General features: G+C 53.9%; 13 protein-coding genes and 3 pseudogenes. 6 read left to right on the forward strand and 10 right to left on the reverse strand.

The features are described 5' to 3' along the window. Positions 1-83 precede the first annotated feature (83 nt). The gene (gene tdh, locus ACXLHR_RS13280) at positions 84-1,121 is read right to left on the reverse strand and encodes an L-threonine 3-dehydrogenase (RefSeq protein WP_458791897.1); all 1,038 of its coding nucleotides are present in this window, start codon (positions 1,119-1,121) and stop codon (positions 84-86) included. Beyond that, positions 1,118-2,302 carry a glycine C-acetyltransferase gene (locus ACXLHR_RS13285; RefSeq protein ID WP_458791898.1) on the reverse strand — a complete coding sequence of 395 codons (1,185 nt, stop codon included), beginning with the start codon at positions 2,300-2,302 and terminating at the stop codon, positions 1,118-1,120. The genes tdh and ACXLHR_RS13285 overlap by 4 nt, the downstream gene beginning before the upstream one ends. 120 nt (positions 2,303-2,422) lie before the next feature. Here ACXLHR_RS13285 and ACXLHR_RS13290 point away from each other — a divergent pair, with 120 nt between their 5' ends. Next, the gene (locus tag ACXLHR_RS13290) at positions 2,423-3,598 is read left to right on the forward strand and encodes an acetyl-CoA C-acyltransferase family protein (protein WP_458791899.1); all 1,176 of its coding nucleotides are present in this window, start codon (positions 2,423-2,425) and stop codon (positions 3,596-3,598) included. Here the strand turns inward: ACXLHR_RS13290 and yaaA are convergent. After that, entirely contained in the window at positions 3,595-4,365 is a 771-nt protein-coding gene (gene yaaA, locus ACXLHR_RS13295) for a peroxide stress protein YaaA (RefSeq protein WP_458791900.1), read from the reverse strand. The genes ACXLHR_RS13290 and yaaA overlap by 4 nt on opposite strands. Further along, positions 4,366-4,971 (reverse strand): bifunctional nicotinamidase/pyrazinamidase, encoded by a 606-nt coding sequence (gene pncA / locus ACXLHR_RS13300; protein WP_458791901.1) that lies wholly within the window; start codon positions 4,969-4,971, stop codon positions 4,366-4,368. A gap of 121 nt (positions 4,972-5,092) precedes the next feature. On the opposite strand from pncA, the gene ACXLHR_RS13305 reads away from it, so the two are divergent. The 3 genes from ACXLHR_RS13305 to ACXLHR_RS13315 are packed head-to-tail and all read left to right on the forward strand — an operon-like array spanning position 5,093 to position 8,345. Beyond that, positions 5,093-6,340 (forward strand): Hsp70 family protein, encoded by a 1,248-nt coding sequence (locus tag ACXLHR_RS13305; protein ID WP_458791902.1) that lies wholly within the window; start codon positions 5,093-5,095, stop codon positions 6,338-6,340. A gap of 37 nt (positions 6,341-6,377) precedes the next feature. Beyond that, positions 6,378-7,286, forward strand: coding sequence for an oxygen-dependent tRNA uridine(34) hydroxylase TrhO (gene trhO, locus ACXLHR_RS13310; protein ID WP_458791903.1), 909 nt, complete (start codon positions 6,378-6,380; stop codon positions 7,284-7,286). Beyond that, positions 7,287-8,345 (forward strand): AbrB family transcriptional regulator, encoded by a 1,059-nt coding sequence (locus ACXLHR_RS13315; protein WP_458791904.1) that lies wholly within the window; start codon positions 7,287-7,289, stop codon positions 8,343-8,345. It begins immediately after the preceding gene. A gap of 64 nt (positions 8,346-8,409) precedes the next feature. Here ACXLHR_RS13315 and ACXLHR_RS13320 read toward each other — a convergent pair. From ACXLHR_RS13320 to ACXLHR_RS13335, 4 genes and pseudogenes are all read right to left on the reverse strand, one after another. After that, a pseudogene (locus ACXLHR_RS13320) lies at positions 8,410-8,593 on the reverse strand (IS3 family transposase); the annotation flags it as partial. A 16-nt stretch (positions 8,594-8,609) separates the two neighbouring features. After that, the gene (locus ACXLHR_RS13325) at positions 8,610-9,662 is read right to left on the reverse strand and encodes an IS110 family RNA-guided transposase (protein WP_458790725.1); all 1,053 of its coding nucleotides are present in this window, start codon (positions 9,660-9,662) and stop codon (positions 8,610-8,612) included. Positions 9,663-9,856: 194 nt separating this feature from the next. Further along, positions 9,857-10,886: pseudogene (locus ACXLHR_RS13330) on the reverse strand (IS3 family transposase); the annotation flags it as partial. Between the two features lie 103 nt (positions 10,887-10,989). Then, positions 10,990-11,181: pseudogene (locus ACXLHR_RS13335) on the reverse strand (hypothetical protein); the annotation flags it as partial. 87 nt (positions 11,182-11,268) lie between these two features. Here ACXLHR_RS13335 and ACXLHR_RS13340 point away from each other — a divergent pair. Then, the gene (locus ACXLHR_RS13340) at positions 11,269-12,429 is read left to right on the forward strand and encodes an IS30 family transposase (RefSeq protein WP_458791905.1); all 1,161 of its coding nucleotides are present in this window, start codon (positions 11,269-11,271) and stop codon (positions 12,427-12,429) included. On the opposite strand, the gene ACXLHR_RS13345 is transcribed toward ACXLHR_RS13340, so the two are convergent. Both ACXLHR_RS13345 and ACXLHR_RS13350 read right to left on the reverse strand, forming a co-directional pair. Beyond that, positions 12,329-12,751: an IS3 family transposase gene (locus ACXLHR_RS13345; RefSeq protein ID WP_458791906.1), complete on the reverse strand. Its 423-nt coding sequence runs from the start codon at positions 12,749-12,751 to the stop codon at positions 12,329-12,331. The two genes, ACXLHR_RS13340 and ACXLHR_RS13345, sit on opposite strands and share 101 nt — an antisense overlap. Further along, positions 12,672-13,007: a transposase gene (locus ACXLHR_RS13350; protein WP_458791907.1), complete on the reverse strand. Its 336-nt coding sequence runs from the start codon at positions 13,005-13,007 to the stop codon at positions 12,672-12,674. The genes ACXLHR_RS13345 and ACXLHR_RS13350 overlap by 80 nt, the downstream gene beginning before the upstream one ends. Before the next feature lie 445 nt (positions 13,008-13,452). Here ACXLHR_RS13350 and ACXLHR_RS13355 point away from each other — a divergent pair, with 445 nt between their 5' ends. Further along, entirely contained in the window at positions 13,453-14,370 is a 918-nt protein-coding gene (locus ACXLHR_RS13355) for an MYG1 family protein (RefSeq protein WP_458791908.1), read from the forward strand. Positions 14,371-14,828: the final 458 nt, after the last annotated feature.

Below are 14,828 nucleotides of genomic sequence, written 5' to 3' on the forward strand. Positions count from 1 at the left end.
TTACCGTAGCTGAGACGAGCGCGGCCACAAACGGTCAGGTCGCGGAGAGTTGTGTAACACCCCAGCGAGTAGGCGTTCGCCCCTTATGTCCAATCCAGCACAACCTTGCCCGACGCGCCCGACAGCATGGCATCAAAACCATCATGGAAATCATCAACTTTGAACCGATGCGTAATGACATCACGCACGTCCAAGCCGTTTTCTAGCATGGCGATCATTTTATACCACGTCTCGAAAATTTCACGGCCATAAACGCCTTTGATTGTGATTGCCTTGAAGACGATATGTGACCAGTCGACAGGGCTTTTCCCCGGTGGAATACCTAAAAGCGCGATCTTGCCGCCCATCACTAGATTTTCGACCATCTGATCCATTGCCTGTTGGCTGCCAGACATTTCCAAACCGACGTCAAAACCCTGTTTCATTTTAAGCCCACTTGTCACTTCGCGTAGGTCTTGGGTTGTGACGTTGACAGGAATTACGTCTGCCACCCGAGCGGCGAGATCGAGCCGATCTTGATTAATATCAGTGACGACCACGTGGCGCGCGCCGACGTGACGCGCCACAGCAGCGGCCATAATCCCGATGGGGCCCGCGCCAGTGATCAGCACGTCTTCGCCGATCAAATCGAATGAAAGTGCGGTGTGCACAGCGTTCCCAAGCGGATCAAGGATTGCCCCTATTTCATCATCAATCGCGTCAGGAAGTGGAACCACGTTGAAAGCAGGTAGCCGCAAGTATTCAGCAAATGCGCCCTGCTCGTTCACGCCAATGCCGCGCGTTCCGGGGTCAAGATGGAATTTGCCTGCCCTGCTTTGGCGGCTGGTTTTGTTGATCAGGTGCCCCTCGCCCGAACATCGCTGGCCGATCTCCAAGTCGGTCACATTCCGTCCCAACTCTACGATTTCGCCGGCAAATTCGTGACCTGTGATCATCGGTACAGGCACCGTTCCCGCCGCCCATGCGTCCCAATTCCAAATGTGGATATCGGTGCCACAGATGCCTGTTTTTTTAATCCGGATCAGCACGTCATCGGGACCGATTTCAGGCACAGGCGCGCGGGTCATCCACAGACCGACCTCAGGTTTTGTTTTTGATAGAGCCTTCATTTCGTTACTCATGACAGTATTCCAGTATCTTTGCCGGCCTGTTTGAAAGCGGTCAATGCGGTGTCCAGATCATCGCGGGTCAGCGCCGCGTTCATTTGTGTGCGGATCCGTGCCTGTCCCTTGGGTACAACCGGGAAAAAGAAACCTGAAACGTAGATGTTCAGCTCGAATAAACGTGCGGTGAGCGCCTGTGCTTTGTCTGCATCGTACAGCATCACAGGAATAATCGGGTGTTCGCCATCAAGCAGATCAAAACCCGCGTCGATCAGACCCGCGCGCCAATAAGCAGCGTTTTCGAATAACTGGTGGCGCAGGTCGTCGCCCGCCTCGACCAGATCAATCGCTTTTAGCCCTGCGGCAACGACTGCGGGCGGTAAAGCGTTCGAGAATAAATAAGGCCGTGCGCGCTGTCGTAACAGATCGATCACGGGCTGCGGCCCTGCGATATACCCACCAATCGCCCCACCCATAGCTTTGCCAAGTGTGCCGGTCAGCACGTCGGCGGTAATTCCGAAGTGCGCAGGTGTACCTGCCCCTTTTGGCCCCATGAAGCCTGTCGCGTGGCAGTCGTCGACCATCAAAAGAGCATCGTATTTGTCAGCCAAAGCGCGGATTTCATCCAACGGTGCGAGATATCCGTCCATGCTAAATACGCCGTCAGTCGCGATCATGATATGACGTGCTCCGTCTGCACGGGCCGCGCTTAACTGCGCCTCTAGATCGGTCATATCGGCGTTTGCGTATCGGTAGCGTTTTGCCTTGCACAATCTGATACCGTCAATGATTGACGCATGGTTAAGCGCATCGGAAATGATCGCGTCCTGCGCGTCCAAAAGCGGCTCGAACACGGCGGCATTTGCATCAAAACAAGCGGCAAATAGAATTGTGTCGTCATGGTTGAGGAACGTTGCTAACCGCTGCTCCAACTGCCGATGCAAGTCCTGTGTCCCGCAGATAAAACGTACTGACGCCATGCCATACCCATGCGTGTCCATTGCCGTTTTAGCCGCTTCAATCAGCGTCGGATGGTTAGCCAAACCAAGATAATTATTGGCACAAAGATTGATCATATCCCGACCGGCCACGCCAATTTGACCTGCCTGCGGCGTTGTGATCAGTCGCTCGGTTTTCCAAAGGCCGTCAGCGCGGATGTCCGCAAGTTGGCCTGCAATATCGTTAAGAAATTTACTCATCTGGGTCCCCTTGTTACCCCAACTTAGGCGTCCGGTGCGCAACTTCCTAGCGAAATGACCCAAGGTTTTGCTGTTCGCCGCATTTGAGTTTGATAGGCTTTACAAAACAGGGAGAAAGCGATGACGGATATTGTTATTTTGGGTAGCGCGCGCACTGCGATTGGTGCTTTTGGCGGGGCGCTGGCTGGGACGCCGCCGATTGAGCTGGGCGCGATTGTAGCGACGGAAGCTATGCGTCGTGCCGGTATTGAGCCTGCGCAAATTGGTCATGTCGCGATGGGTCACGTCATCAATACAGAGCCGCGCGATATGTATTTGAGCCGCGTTTCTGCGATGCAAGCGGGCGTGCCGGACAGTACTCCTGCGATGAACGTGAACCGCCTTTGCGGGTCGGGCGTGCAATCAATTGTGTCGATGGCGCAGGCGTTAATGCTGGGTGATGCGCAGTTCGCTTTGGCGGGTGGTGCCGAGAATATGAGTCGCAGTCCATTTATTATTTCCGAGCAGCGCTGGGGCGCAAAGATGGGCGATGCGACAACACGTGACATGATGTTAGGCGCGCTAAACTGTCCGTTTGGGACTGGGCACATGGGCGTAACAGCCGAGAATGTGGCGCGTGAAAACGGGATCAGTCGCGCCGAGCAGGATGCATTTGCGGTACAAAGTCAGGAGCGTGCCTCAGCAGCGATTGCGGCGGGGCGCTTCGACAGCCAGATTGTGCCTGTGCAGGTCCGTGTGAAGCGCGATATGGTTGATTTTGTCCGCGACGAGCATCCAAAGGCCACGACAATTGAGGCGTTGGGTGATCTGCGCCCTGTATTAGAAAAGAACGGCACCGTGACAGCGGGTAATGCCTCAGGTTTGAACGATGGCGCAGCGGCGATTGTGCTGGCCCGCGCTGATGCAGCAGAGGCTGCGGGGCTGACGCCAAAATTCCGTGTTCTGGGTTATGCCCACGCCGGCGTACGCCCCGAAGTGATGGGGATTGGGCCCGTGCCAGCCGTGCGCAATTTGCTGGTTAAAACGGGACTGAAAGCATCTGACTTTGATGTCATCGAGAGCAACGAAGCCTTTGCATCCCAAGCGCTGGCGGTCAGCAAAGAGTTAGGTTTTGATCCGGCCATCGTGAACCCGAATGGTGGTGCGATTGCGCTGGGGCATCCCGTCGGCGCCACCGGATCAATCATTACGGTCAAGGCGATGTACGAGTTAGAACGCACAGGCGGCAAGCGCGCGTTAATTACGATGTGTATCGGCGGCGGTCAGGGTATTGCTTTGGCAATCGAGCGGATTTAGGACGGATAGTCGCGTAAAAACACCCATTTGTCCCCGTCTGAAAGGTCGGGGTCAAATGCATACCCACCGGCGGAAAAGTCCTTGATAGACTCTGGGTCGGTCAATCTATTCTCGATAATAAACCGCGTCATTGCACCGCGCGCGCGCTTCGCAAAGAACGACACGATGCGGGGCTTGTCGTCTTTCACTTCCATGAATTGCGGTGTGATCACGCGCAATTTCAGAGCTTTGCGATCTGCTGCGCCAAAGTACTCTTGGCTCGCGCAATTAACCAGAACTTCGGTTCCAACCTCTTTGGCTTGTGCGTTCAGCGTTTTAGCAATTGTATCGCCCCAATAGTCATAAAGCGATACGCCACGGCGTGTTTTCAGACGGCTTCCCATCTCAAGCCGGTAGGGTTGGATTGCGTCCAACGGGCGCAAAATTCCGTATAGGCCCGACAGAATACCAAGGTGGGTTTGAGCCCATTCCAGATCGTCGTCTGACAGCGTTTTCGCCTCTAGCCCCTGATAGGTATCACCGTTGAACGCAAGGGCAGCAGGTTTGGTTGTACCAGCGTCAGAATCCGCAGCAAAAACTGCAAAACGGTCGCGGTTCAGGCGCGCAAGATCGTCAGAAATGCTCATCAGTTTTTTCAGATCACCGAGTGTCAGGTTTTTGGCGGTTTTTGCCAGACGCACGGCATCTGCCTGAAATTGCGGTTGGGTCGCAGCGGTATCCGTGGGCTGCATGTCCAGTGATTTTGCCGGTGAGATTACAACAAGCATTTAACGGTCCCCTGCGTTCAATAATGTGACACCTGCGGCGGTCATTCCCGCAAGGGCAGAATGAAGAGATCCATCAAAATCGATTGCACGGCACAGCTCTAAATCAACCTTTACATCAAACCCAAGTTTTGCCGCATCGACTGCAGAATAATTCACACAGAAATCTGTGGCGAGACCGACTAAAGTCAATGTCGTGATCCCGCGTGTCCGCAAATATCCCTCGAGCCCTGTAGGTGTCTTTCGGTCGTTCTCGAAAAACGCAGAATAGCTGTCGACGGCTGGGTTATAGCCTTTGCGCACGATCGTATCGGCGCGACTGGTGTTGAGGTCGCGGTGAAACGCCGCGCCGTTTGACCCTTGGATGCAGTGATCGGGCCAGAGCACTTGAGACCCGTAAGGCATTTGGATCACGCTCATTGGGGCGGCATCATGGCTGCTGGCGAAAGATGAATGGCCTGCGGGATGCCAGTCTTGCGTCAGGATCGCGGCGTCAAAATTTTCCATAGAGGCGTTAATGCCCGCCACTATGTCACCCCCGCCTGTCACCGCAAGCGCCCCGTTCGGGCAAAAATCGTTCTGAACGTCGATGATTAAAAGCGCATGCATTGGCGGTCTCCTGAATTTCTTTGTCTATGGGTATGACACCGACCACGAACTGGCAAGATAGAGGGCTTGGCACTGCCCGCTGATTGGCCTATTGCCCCCGCTTCACCTAATGAGGCAGATCATGACACAGACCCTTGGCATTGATTTCGGAACGTCCAACACCGCCGCCGCCGTGCTGGTTGGTGAGCGTGCGCATTTGATCGAGGTCGAGCCGGGACGCACATCGCTGCCGACGTCGGTGTTTTTTGATTATGATCGCAAAATCACAACCTATGGATCGGTTGCAAATGCTGCGTTGATTGAAGGGCGCGAGGGGCGGTTCATGCGGGCGCTCAAGTCGGTTCTTGGCACCCCCTTGATGCGCGAAAAGCGTCAGATTGCCTATGAGAAAACAACGTTATTAGAGGTGGTTGCGCAGTTTTTGCGCACTATCCGCGAACGGGCGGAGGCATCGACGGGTGTAACATTCAATACAGCGCTTTCGGGCCGTCCTGTCAAATTTCATTCGGCGGATGATGCGCGTAATGTGCAGGCCGAGATTGACTTGCGCGATGCTTATTTGCTGGCGGGATACGATGATGTCTCGTTTATGTATGAACCGGAAGCGGCGGCACTTGCAGCAGGTCCGTTGCCCGCGGGGAAACTAGGGCTGATAATTGACATTGGTGGCGGCACGTCCGATTTTTCAATTTTTGAACGCAACGGCAACGACACGCGGATTATTGCCAGTCACGGGGTGCGCGTGGGTGGCACCGATTTTGACAAGGCAATCAGCATTGCGCAGGTGATGCCGTTGTTAGGGCATGGCGCAGAGATCAAAAACGAAATGGGTGACGGGCGGCACACTGCGCCCAATGGCATCTACAATGATCTGGCTTCGTGGGAGAAAATTCCATTTCTTTATACGGGCGAGATGCGCCGATTGGCAGAGCGGTTTCACAAGCTGGGCGTTCAGCCCGCGCTATTCAAGCGGTTGTCAGATACGCTGGAGTTAGAGTTGGGGCATGATATCGCTTTTGCCGTTGAGGCAGGTAAAATCCGTGTAAACACGCCGGATGCACAAGACGCTGCGATTGACTTACAGGTGATTGAAAAGCAACTTCGGGTGCGCATGTCAGCACAAGATTTACGCCGCGTTCTCGACGACCATGCGCGTACGATTCACGCGGCCGCCCAAGAGACGTTAACGCAGGCGCAAATGACGCATGATGATATCGGCCAGATCGTGTTTGTTGGCGGATCGAGCCTGATGTCGGTTGTCGAAGAAACAATGGTGGACCTGTTTCCCCATGCACAGCTTGAGCGATCCGATGCATTTACAGCGGTGGCTAACGGGCTTGCGATTGCTGCGGCAAAGGGGCTTAGCTAGGCTTGAACGCATCTACAAACAGGCGTATCTGACAGCTATGTTTACAGTTGCAGCACTTTATCACTTCACGCGCTTTGATGATCCCAGCAAAATTCGCGATCCTCTGTTGGCGGTTTGTAAGGCGTACGGAATCAGCGGGACGCTGTTGTTGGCGCCTGAGGGAATCAATGGCACTATTGCCGGTGACCGTGCGGGCATCGACGCAGTGCTTGCGTATATCCGCGCCTTGCCGGGCTGTGCTAATTTCATCTGGAAGGAAAGCACTGCAAACGTGCCACCATTCCACCGCATGAAAGTGCGCTTGAAACGTGAGATCGTAACGATGGGGCAGCCTGATGTTGATCCAACAGCTAGCGTTGGCAACTATGTAGATCCTGTTGATTGGAACGCGCTTATTGCGTCTCCGGATGTTGCCGTGATTGATACGCGTAACGCCTACGAGGTGGCGATTGGTACGTTTGAGGGCGCTGTAGACCCTGAAACCAAATCCTTTGGCGAGTTTCCTGCGTGGTGGGAGGCGAACAAGGACCGTTTCCATAACAAGAGAATTGCGATGTTCTGCACGGGCGGCATTCGCTGTGAGAAATCGACCAACTACCTGTTGGGGCAAGGTGTTAGCGATGTTTACCACCTGAAGGGTGGTATCTTGAAATACCTTGAAGAGGTGCCACAAGAAGACAGTTCTTGGGACGGAGAATGCTTTGTATTTGATGCGCGAGTCAGTGTGGGCCATGGGTTAACAGAGGGGCCACACCAGCTCTGCTATGCCTGCCGCAAACCGATCCTGCCCGAAGACCGCAATCGCCCCGAGTTTGAAGACGGCGTCGCCTGTCATCACTGCGCCGACGAGACGTCCGAGGAGGATCGTGGCCGTTTCCGCGAACGTCAAAAGCAAATCGCCTTGGCCAAGAAGCGCGGCACGCATCACATTGGTGGACTGACCTAAGTGATCTGGACGCCTCGCCTGCAAGCGCAACTGACTGCGTTGGTGGTCGGATTGGTGTGTGGTGTCGGTGGCTATCTGGCCGGATTGCCCCTACCGTGGATGTTAGGGCCGATGATCGGGAATACCGCGCTGGCGATGGCGGGCGTGCCTGTTATTGGCCCCGACAAATTGCGCCCGCTTGTGATGCCGGCGATTGGTGTCATGTTGGGGTCTGCAATTACGATCGAGATATTTAACCAATTAAGCGGTTGGATGTATACGCTTATTTTGCTGCCACCCTATTTGTTAATAGCAGCAGGGTCATCGTTTTTTGTGTACCGTCGCATCGGGAATTATGATCCGGTCACGGCGTTTTATTCTGCGGCACCCGGTGGCCTGAACGAAATGCTGATTGTGGGCGCGGAGGCGGGCGGTGACGAACGTAAAATTGCACTTGCCCATGCCGCACGCGTACTTCTTGTAATATTGTTTGTTGCACTGTTCTTTGGCGTGTTTCTTGGCGTGAGATCAGGATTGGGCGGGAGTAACTGGATTCCATTAAGCGCCCCAAGTATCAGTGACTATACACTTTTGCTCCTCGCCGCGATAATCGGTGTGCCACTTGCAAAAACACTTCGTATACCCGCAGCACCTGTCTTCGGCCCGATGCTTGTGAGCGGTGCGTTCCATATGGCCGGCTGGGTCGCAATCGCGCCGCCAACGGTGTTTATAGTGGTTGCGCAAATGGTTATCGGCACAAGTATCGGCACGCGTTTTGCAGGCGCCACACTTGCCGAAATTCGCCGCGACGCAGGGCTGGCCGTACTGGCTACAAGTATGATGCTGGTCATCTCCGTAGGGTTCGCCGCAGTGATCGCCTGGTCTGCGCATATGTCACTTAGCCAAGCGTTTTTGGCCTATGCCCCCGGCGGCTTAACCGAAATGGCCTTGCTGACGTTGGCGATAAATCAAGATGTGGCTTATGTGTCCAGCATACACATTATTCGGATCACTTTAGTCATCGGAATCGCCCCCTTTATTTTCATACTGGCGCGACGCAAGACCCCGCCATCGGAGTAAAAATATTTCCAATCTAGTTTGCAAGCTGGACCTGTCGCGCTTTCGTGCAGCTCCAAGTGCTCGGTTAAGTTACCATCCCTTCGACAGCGACAGGGTTTTTCCGGCTCAATGTTAGTGACGGCCTCGCGGATTGTAGAACCCGTTGATGTATTCAAAGCTCACAATCTCGGCCTGCCTGCGGGTTTTCCAAAATCAGTGCCAGATCAGTTCACTTTGATGGCTTTGAAGAACGTTTCGACAACCGCATTGAAGCTCCTATATTCGTCAAGTTGCGATTTGATCTGTTTTCGATACACAGAGCTGGCTGTAGATTTCGCGGACGATGTAGCGTTTCAGGCATCGAATTATCTCGCTTTTGCTCTTCCCGTCTTTCGTGCGTTTCTTGACATATGCAAGTTTCGGTTGGTGGCTTCGCATTCTAACGATAGCAACACGATAGAGTGCTGCGTTGGCCTGTCGATTGCCGCCTCTGTTTAACCGGAAGCGGTGTGTTTTGCCGCTGGAAGCTGGGATTGGGCAAACACCGCAGAGCTTTGCCAATGCTGCTTCCGAACGGATGCGCGTTGGGTCGTCGCCAACGAGGATTAGCATCTCTGCGATTGTCAGTGTTGCTATCCCATGAGATACCATCAGGTCTGGTGCGCGTTCGGTGACAAGGCGTTCCAGTTCCTTGTCGTGGGCAATAATTTCTTCATGCAGCCACAGCCACCGGCGCGCCAATGCCCGCATGGCGGCTTTTGCTGAGGCCAATGGCGTGTCGATATCGCCAGGCCGAAAGGCCGCAATATGCCGGATCAACGCGACTTTCCCTCGAATTGGATCCAGTGCCTCCCGAAGATCAGCAGGTGCATTAATGATCAACGTCTTCAGCGTTACCATCGCCTGTGAGCGTGATTTAACGCCAGTATCGCGTGCAATCTTCAAATGTCTGATCATTTCGGATGACCCTGTTTGTGTCTTGGGTCGCGCTGTTGCCTGCCCAGAAAGAACGGATCGTGCAGCGCCCTCTGCGTCCAAACTGTCTGTTTTACCTTGCGTGTATCGCAGCTGTCGGTTTGGTCGTGTGACCTCAATGACATTGTGGCCTTGAGCCAACAAAGACCGGGATAGGCCCGCACCATACGAACCAGTCCCTTCGATTCCGAATACTAGAACGTCCCCAAAAGACTGTGACCAGCGTTCCAGCTCCAAATACCCTTTGGGATTGGTGGGTATAGATAATGCGGCCAAACGGGTGCCTTGCGTATCGATTGCGACGGCAACATGTGTTGCTTTGTGTGTGTCGATGCCAATAATGATTGGATGTGTAGTCTTCATGATGCCCTCATTGCTAAGAATGCCCAGGCACCGATCCGAGGGGACAGGACTGTGATGGTACGCTGACCGTCAGGCTCCTATAAAGTCACATCTCGCCCGTTGCCGGGGCGACTTGACGGTCGACACGTCAACGCAATGACACGCAGTCAATCGTAGCATGGGTCAGGCCATCAAGCCGCAATACCATACTCACAGTCATAGCAATTACCCTTTGCCGCTCATGGACACTTTGAAGCCGTACTGGCACAGGACTTTCTGATAATCGTGTAAACAATATTGCGACCCGCGATCCGTGTGATGGATGCAGTCCTTTGGCGGCGCCCGGAAGGCTATGGCCATGTTCAATGCCCAGATCGCCCCCTCTCGGCCGATTTGGCTTTGCCAATTCGCCTGCCGGGCAGCGGATCGCGTTTCATGCGTTTACTGATGGCACAGTCGATCACGCGCCTTAAATGCGGGTCCAGTATCACAGCGAGGTACAGCCATCCCTCACGCGTCCAAATTTAGGTAATGTCACCGGTCCATTTGTGGTTTAGTTGGTCCGCTGAGAACTCACGGTCCAGCAAGTTCGGCGCAATGTTGAACTTGTGATTGCTGTCGGTCGTGGCTTTATGTTTGCGCGTTCTAACCGCAGATATACTGTTCTGACGCATCAAACGCCCCACGCGACGATGGCCAATATTCAGGCGATCTCCTTCGGCTCTTCAGTCATGCGCGGCCTCCTATAGCTGCCAAGGCTGAGGCGGGACTGTTTTTGATGTGCGCCGGCGTAACCAAATCAGATCGCTGTCTGCGACTGGCTGGGCGGCTACGGAACGCCCGTAAGTCGCGCGCGCTGACATTCATGACATGGCACATCCGTCCAGTGGAAAATGCAAATTGGTGTTCTTCTCCTCTCATCGAAACTGCGTTTCGACTGCCGGGCAGCGGATGAATCCAAACCTCACGGCTTTTGGCGCGCGAAAATCCCTCTCAGGGGATTGCTCCGCATTCCCCTGCCGGTAAGTGCGCCGTGGCCTTTTTTAGGATTTCCCGCTCCTCCTTGTGGATATGGTTTTCACGTCTAAGCCGGTCATGCTTCTGAGCCAGCCCCAAATCTTCCTTCGACACCACATCCGTGTCTCGGTGCGCTGTAATCCATTTTTTTCAGCGTCGATAACCGACGTCAAGATCGTCAGCCACCTGCTTACGTGTAAGTCCGCTGGTCAGTGCGACACGCACCACATCTTACCTAAATTCGTCTGTTCGTTTCAGCCCCATAGTTCATCTCCTTTGTTGCAGTAAATGCTATCAAAGGAGCGGCATCAAGCCGTGACAGGTCCAGCATGCCACGTTCTGCGATCACCTTGTCCAGCTCACGTGCAAGGCGGTGTCCGGACTTCGCTATATCAGCCATCAGAACTAAGGTATCACGACTGAAGTCATCAACGACTGCCAAAATGCGAAACCTGCGGCCGTCTGTCAGCGCATCGGAAACAAAATCCAAGCTCCAGCGTTGATTTAGGCTATCCATTGCAGGGGGGGCAGCACCATTGGCGTCTTTGTGCTGCGGTTTCAAAGGGTCGACGCAACACTTTAATCTTTATGGAAAGATGGAGTGTTTATAATGAAGTATCGCACACGTACGTTTTATACGGACCAGCAGAAATCCGAGATGTGGGATCGGTGGCAACGCGGCGATTCAATGGGGTCGATTGGCCGTCACTTCAATCGTGCGTCTTCTTCGATCTTCCCTCATTTGGCGCGAACTGGTGGGATCCGACCTGCTGATCGTACACGGTCAAGATGTGCTTTGAGCCTTATTGAACGGGAAGACGTTTCCCGAGGGCTTGTCGCCGAACAGTCATTTCGTTCAATCGCGCAACACCTGAACCGGTCGCCTTCGACAATCAGCCGAGAGGTTCGCAGAAATGGCGGACGCCAAGCCTATCGCGCGACCCACTCAGACCAGCGCGCTTGGGACTGCGCAACACGGCCCAAGTTGTGTCAGCTCTCATTCAATGATCCATTGTGCCAGTTGATAGCGCGCAAGCTGCGACGGAAATGGTCGCCGCAGCAAATTGCAGGCTGGCTCAAACGAAGATACCCTGATGAAGAGCAAAATCGCGTGTCACACGAAACGATATATCGCAGCCTCTATGTCCAAACCCGAGGGGTTTTGAAGAAGGAATTGCAGGAATGTCTGCGCAGTCGACGTGCGATACGACGCTCCAGGCATGCCACCCAAAAGGGCCTTGAATTACGTAAAATCAAGAATGCTGTTTCGATCAGCGAACGTCCAGCTGAGGTCGAAGATCGTGCCATTCCGGGCCATTGGGAGGGCGATTTGATTGCGGGCTCGAACAACAGTTACATCGCCACGCTGGTTGAGCGTCATTCCCGTTTTGTGATGCTGGCGAAAGTTGCGAACAAAGACACCCAGAGTGTGACCACAGCCCTGATCAAACAGGCACGAAAGCTTCCCAAGGAGCTCTACAAATCCCTGACGTGGGGTCGCGGGTCTGAAATGTCGGGGCATCAAAAGTTCACCATAGCCACAAATATCGATGTCTACTTCTGTGACCCACAATCTCCGTGGCAACGTGGGAGCAATGAAAACACCAACCGCCTTCTCAGACAGTACTTTCCAAAAGGCACTGATATATCAGGGTTCAGTCAAGCCAAACTTAGCGCAGTCGCACGTCAGCTAAACGAGCGGCCAAGAAAAACCTTGCAATACCAGACACCAGCAGAGAAATTTGAAGCCTGTGTTGCAACGACCCGTTGAAACCGCAGGACAGAGTGGGCTTTCGACCACGTCTGCGCCGCACCTGAAGCTCCTCTTCACAGTAGATGCGCTTCACTTTCTTGTGGTTCACCTCGAAACCATCCCGCGCAATCATCACATGGACGCGGCGGCAACCAAACCGATGCCGCTCCCTCGAAACGAGTTTGATTGCGCCTGGTAATTCCAAATCATCGCCACGGCGCGACAGATACCGCACCGTTGACCGATCCATCTGCAGCATATCACAGGCCCGCCGCTGGCTCACACCGTGCATCCTGCACAGGTGGACGACAGCATTCCGCTTTGCCACGGGCGTCACCATTTCTTGAATTGATGTCTCGCAACATAGCGTTGTCCAACATCTGTTCTGCCAACAGCTTCTTCAGTTTGCCGTTCTCGTCCTCCAACGCGCGCAATCTCCTCGCAGCAGACGGCTCCATGCCTCCATACTTCGATTTGTTTTTGTAGAACATCGCCGAACTGATCTCGTGCCGTCGACACACGTCAACGGTCTTCTCACCAAATTTCTGCTCCTTAATCATCGTGATGATCTGTTCGTCTGTAAATAATGCTTTCATTTGTCCGTCCTTTTGTTGGGCGGACTCTACACAAATTTGGAGGAGTTTTAGGGGCGCAGGTCAAGGACTATGGCCCTGTAATTCCGCTACGTGATGGTCCAGAACACTTGGGCGCCTCCAAGTTACAAGCAGAATTATTCCATAAGGCGGGTAGCCTTTCATGGTTGATCCCACCAATAGCCCTAATCATGTCCACATTTAGGCCCACGTTCTCGGGCCATTTTCTTGTTTAGGGCACCGTTTGGCTGTATCTTTGTTATAAATTGGCCGAGACTTAAATGACTAAGAACTCCACACCACCTTAACAAACTGATAAATAACGTAAAATATGGGACTTGACGCTAACTCGATGGGCGTTCACAACACTCGCTGTACTGATTAAGACCATTTTGAAGGGCGGCCGCGCTGGTCGCCTTTTCTTATTTCTGACCCGTTGGAGCCACCTATGCCGATCACTCACCTTGTCACCCATTCCGGCGGCTTTCATGCGGATGAATTGTTGTCGTCGGTTATTTTGACCCGTTTATTCCCGCAGACGATCTTGGTGCGCAGTCGTGACCGCGAGGTGCTGACCCCCGCGCCGCATAAAATTATTTATGATGTTGGTGGTGACTTTAACGCTGACCTTCAGATTTTTGACCACCACCAACGTCCCAGTCCGCTGCGCGTTGACGACCAGCCGTATAGTTCGTTTGGACTGATCTGGGCACAGTATGGCCGCGATTATCTAGCGGCGATGGATGTGCCTGCGGATGATATAGAGCCGATCCACACCACGTTTGACACCAAATTTGTGCTGCCAATTGACCTGCTGGACAATGGCGCGATGGAACCCTCGGTCGCGGGGCCGTTATCGATCATGACGTTGCCGCAGTTGTTGGGTAGTCTCAAACCGGTGTTTGATGATCCGTCTCCTACGGCCGATGACGATGCGTTTTTCGCGGCCTTGCCGATTGCGGCACGTTTTGTCGAAGCGTTAGTGCAGAATCTAGCGGCCAAATATCGTGCGCAAGGCATTGTTGAGGCAGCGATTGTGGCGGCGGGTACCGGTGCTATTTTGGAGTTGCCGATGGGTATGCCGTATCGTTCTGCACTTGATAAGGCCGAAGCGGATCACATCTTGTTTGTGGTCAACCCGCGTGGCGGTGATTGGACATTGAACGGTATCAAGCTGTCGCACGATACCTTTGACCAGCGTGCGGATTTACCCGAGGCGTGGGCCGGACTGACCGATGCCGCTCTGGAAGAGGCCAGCGGTGTAGCGGGCGCAAAATTCTGCCATAACGCGCGGTTCATTGCGGTGGCGAATTCACGCGAGGCGATCATGCAGATGGCGGCGATTGCCGTAGCGCAATCCTCTTAGGTGGAGCACGTCTTTTACGGTCCTGCGCCCCTACTAGCGTGATGATCCCGTCGTCGAGTTCCAATATTCGGTTGTCGCCGGTGACCATCGCGGTGGTGAATCCGGTCGCTTGACCCATCGATTTCAGCATTAAGACCACGGCGCGCGCGCCACCCCTGCGAAGCTGAGGGCCTGGAACATCCGGGTGCGCGCCAGGTTGCTGACATCAGTCAACATATTGAACAGGTCCGCAGAAACTACGATGTCGGCGTTGAAAAAGTTGTAGGGGCGACAGTGGATGTGTTCAAAGCGCCAAAGATCGCGAATTGCATAAATACCATAAACGTGGCGAAGGAGACCGCCACGAGACCTGCCCCAAAATGTATTTTGGGGTGGTTCAGTTGCATCCCGCCAATGGGTAAGCTGCCGAATAGCGCAGTGAGGACCTGTTCATGGCGTAATGCTTGCCTCAATCCGCA

It is taken from the genome of Yoonia sp. MH D7, from assembly GCF_054439475.1.

What these genes read in the sequence shown, in the direction of transcription:
- ACXLHR_RS13285 (WP_458791898.1), bottom strand. Translation starts at nt 2,302, where the DNA reads ATGAGTAAATTTCTTAACGATATTGCAGGCCAACTTGCGGACATCCGC.
- tdh (WP_458791897.1), bottom strand. Translation starts at nt 1,121, where the DNA reads ATGAGTAACGAAATGAAGGCTCTATCAAAAACAAAACCTGAGGTCGGT.
- ACXLHR_RS13350 (WP_458791907.1), bottom strand. Translation starts at nt 13,007, where the DNA reads ATGAAAGCATTATTTACAGACGAACAGATCATCACGATGATTAAGGAG.
- trhO (WP_458791903.1), top strand. Translation starts at nt 6,378, where the DNA reads ATGTTTACAGTTGCAGCACTTTATCACTTCACGCGCTTTGATGATCCC.
- ACXLHR_RS13340 (WP_458791905.1), top strand. Translation starts at nt 11,269, where the DNA reads ATGAAGTATCGCACACGTACGTTTTATACGGACCAGCAGAAATCCGAG.
- ACXLHR_RS13290 (WP_458791899.1), top strand. Translation starts at nt 2,423, where the DNA reads ATGACGGATATTGTTATTTTGGGTAGCGCGCGCACTGCGATTGGTGCT.
- ACXLHR_RS13325 (WP_458790725.1), bottom strand. Translation starts at nt 9,662, where the DNA reads ATGAAGACTACACATCCAATCATTATTGGCATCGACACACACAAAGCA.
- pncA (WP_458791901.1), bottom strand. Translation starts at nt 4,971, where the DNA reads ATGCATGCGCTTTTAATCATCGACGTTCAGAACGATTTTTGCCCGAAC.
- ACXLHR_RS13355 (WP_458791908.1), top strand. Translation starts at nt 13,453, where the DNA reads ATGCCGATCACTCACCTTGTCACCCATTCCGGCGGCTTTCATGCGGAT.
- ACXLHR_RS13345 (WP_458791906.1), bottom strand. Translation starts at nt 12,751, where the DNA reads ATGGTGACGCCCGTGGCAAAGCGGAATGCTGTCGTCCACCTGTGCAGG.
- ACXLHR_RS13305 (WP_458791902.1), top strand. Translation starts at nt 5,093, where the DNA reads ATGACACAGACCCTTGGCATTGATTTCGGAACGTCCAACACCGCCGCC.
- yaaA (WP_458791900.1), bottom strand. Translation starts at nt 4,365, where the DNA reads ATGCTTGTTGTAATCTCACCGGCAAAATCACTGGACATGCAGCCCACG.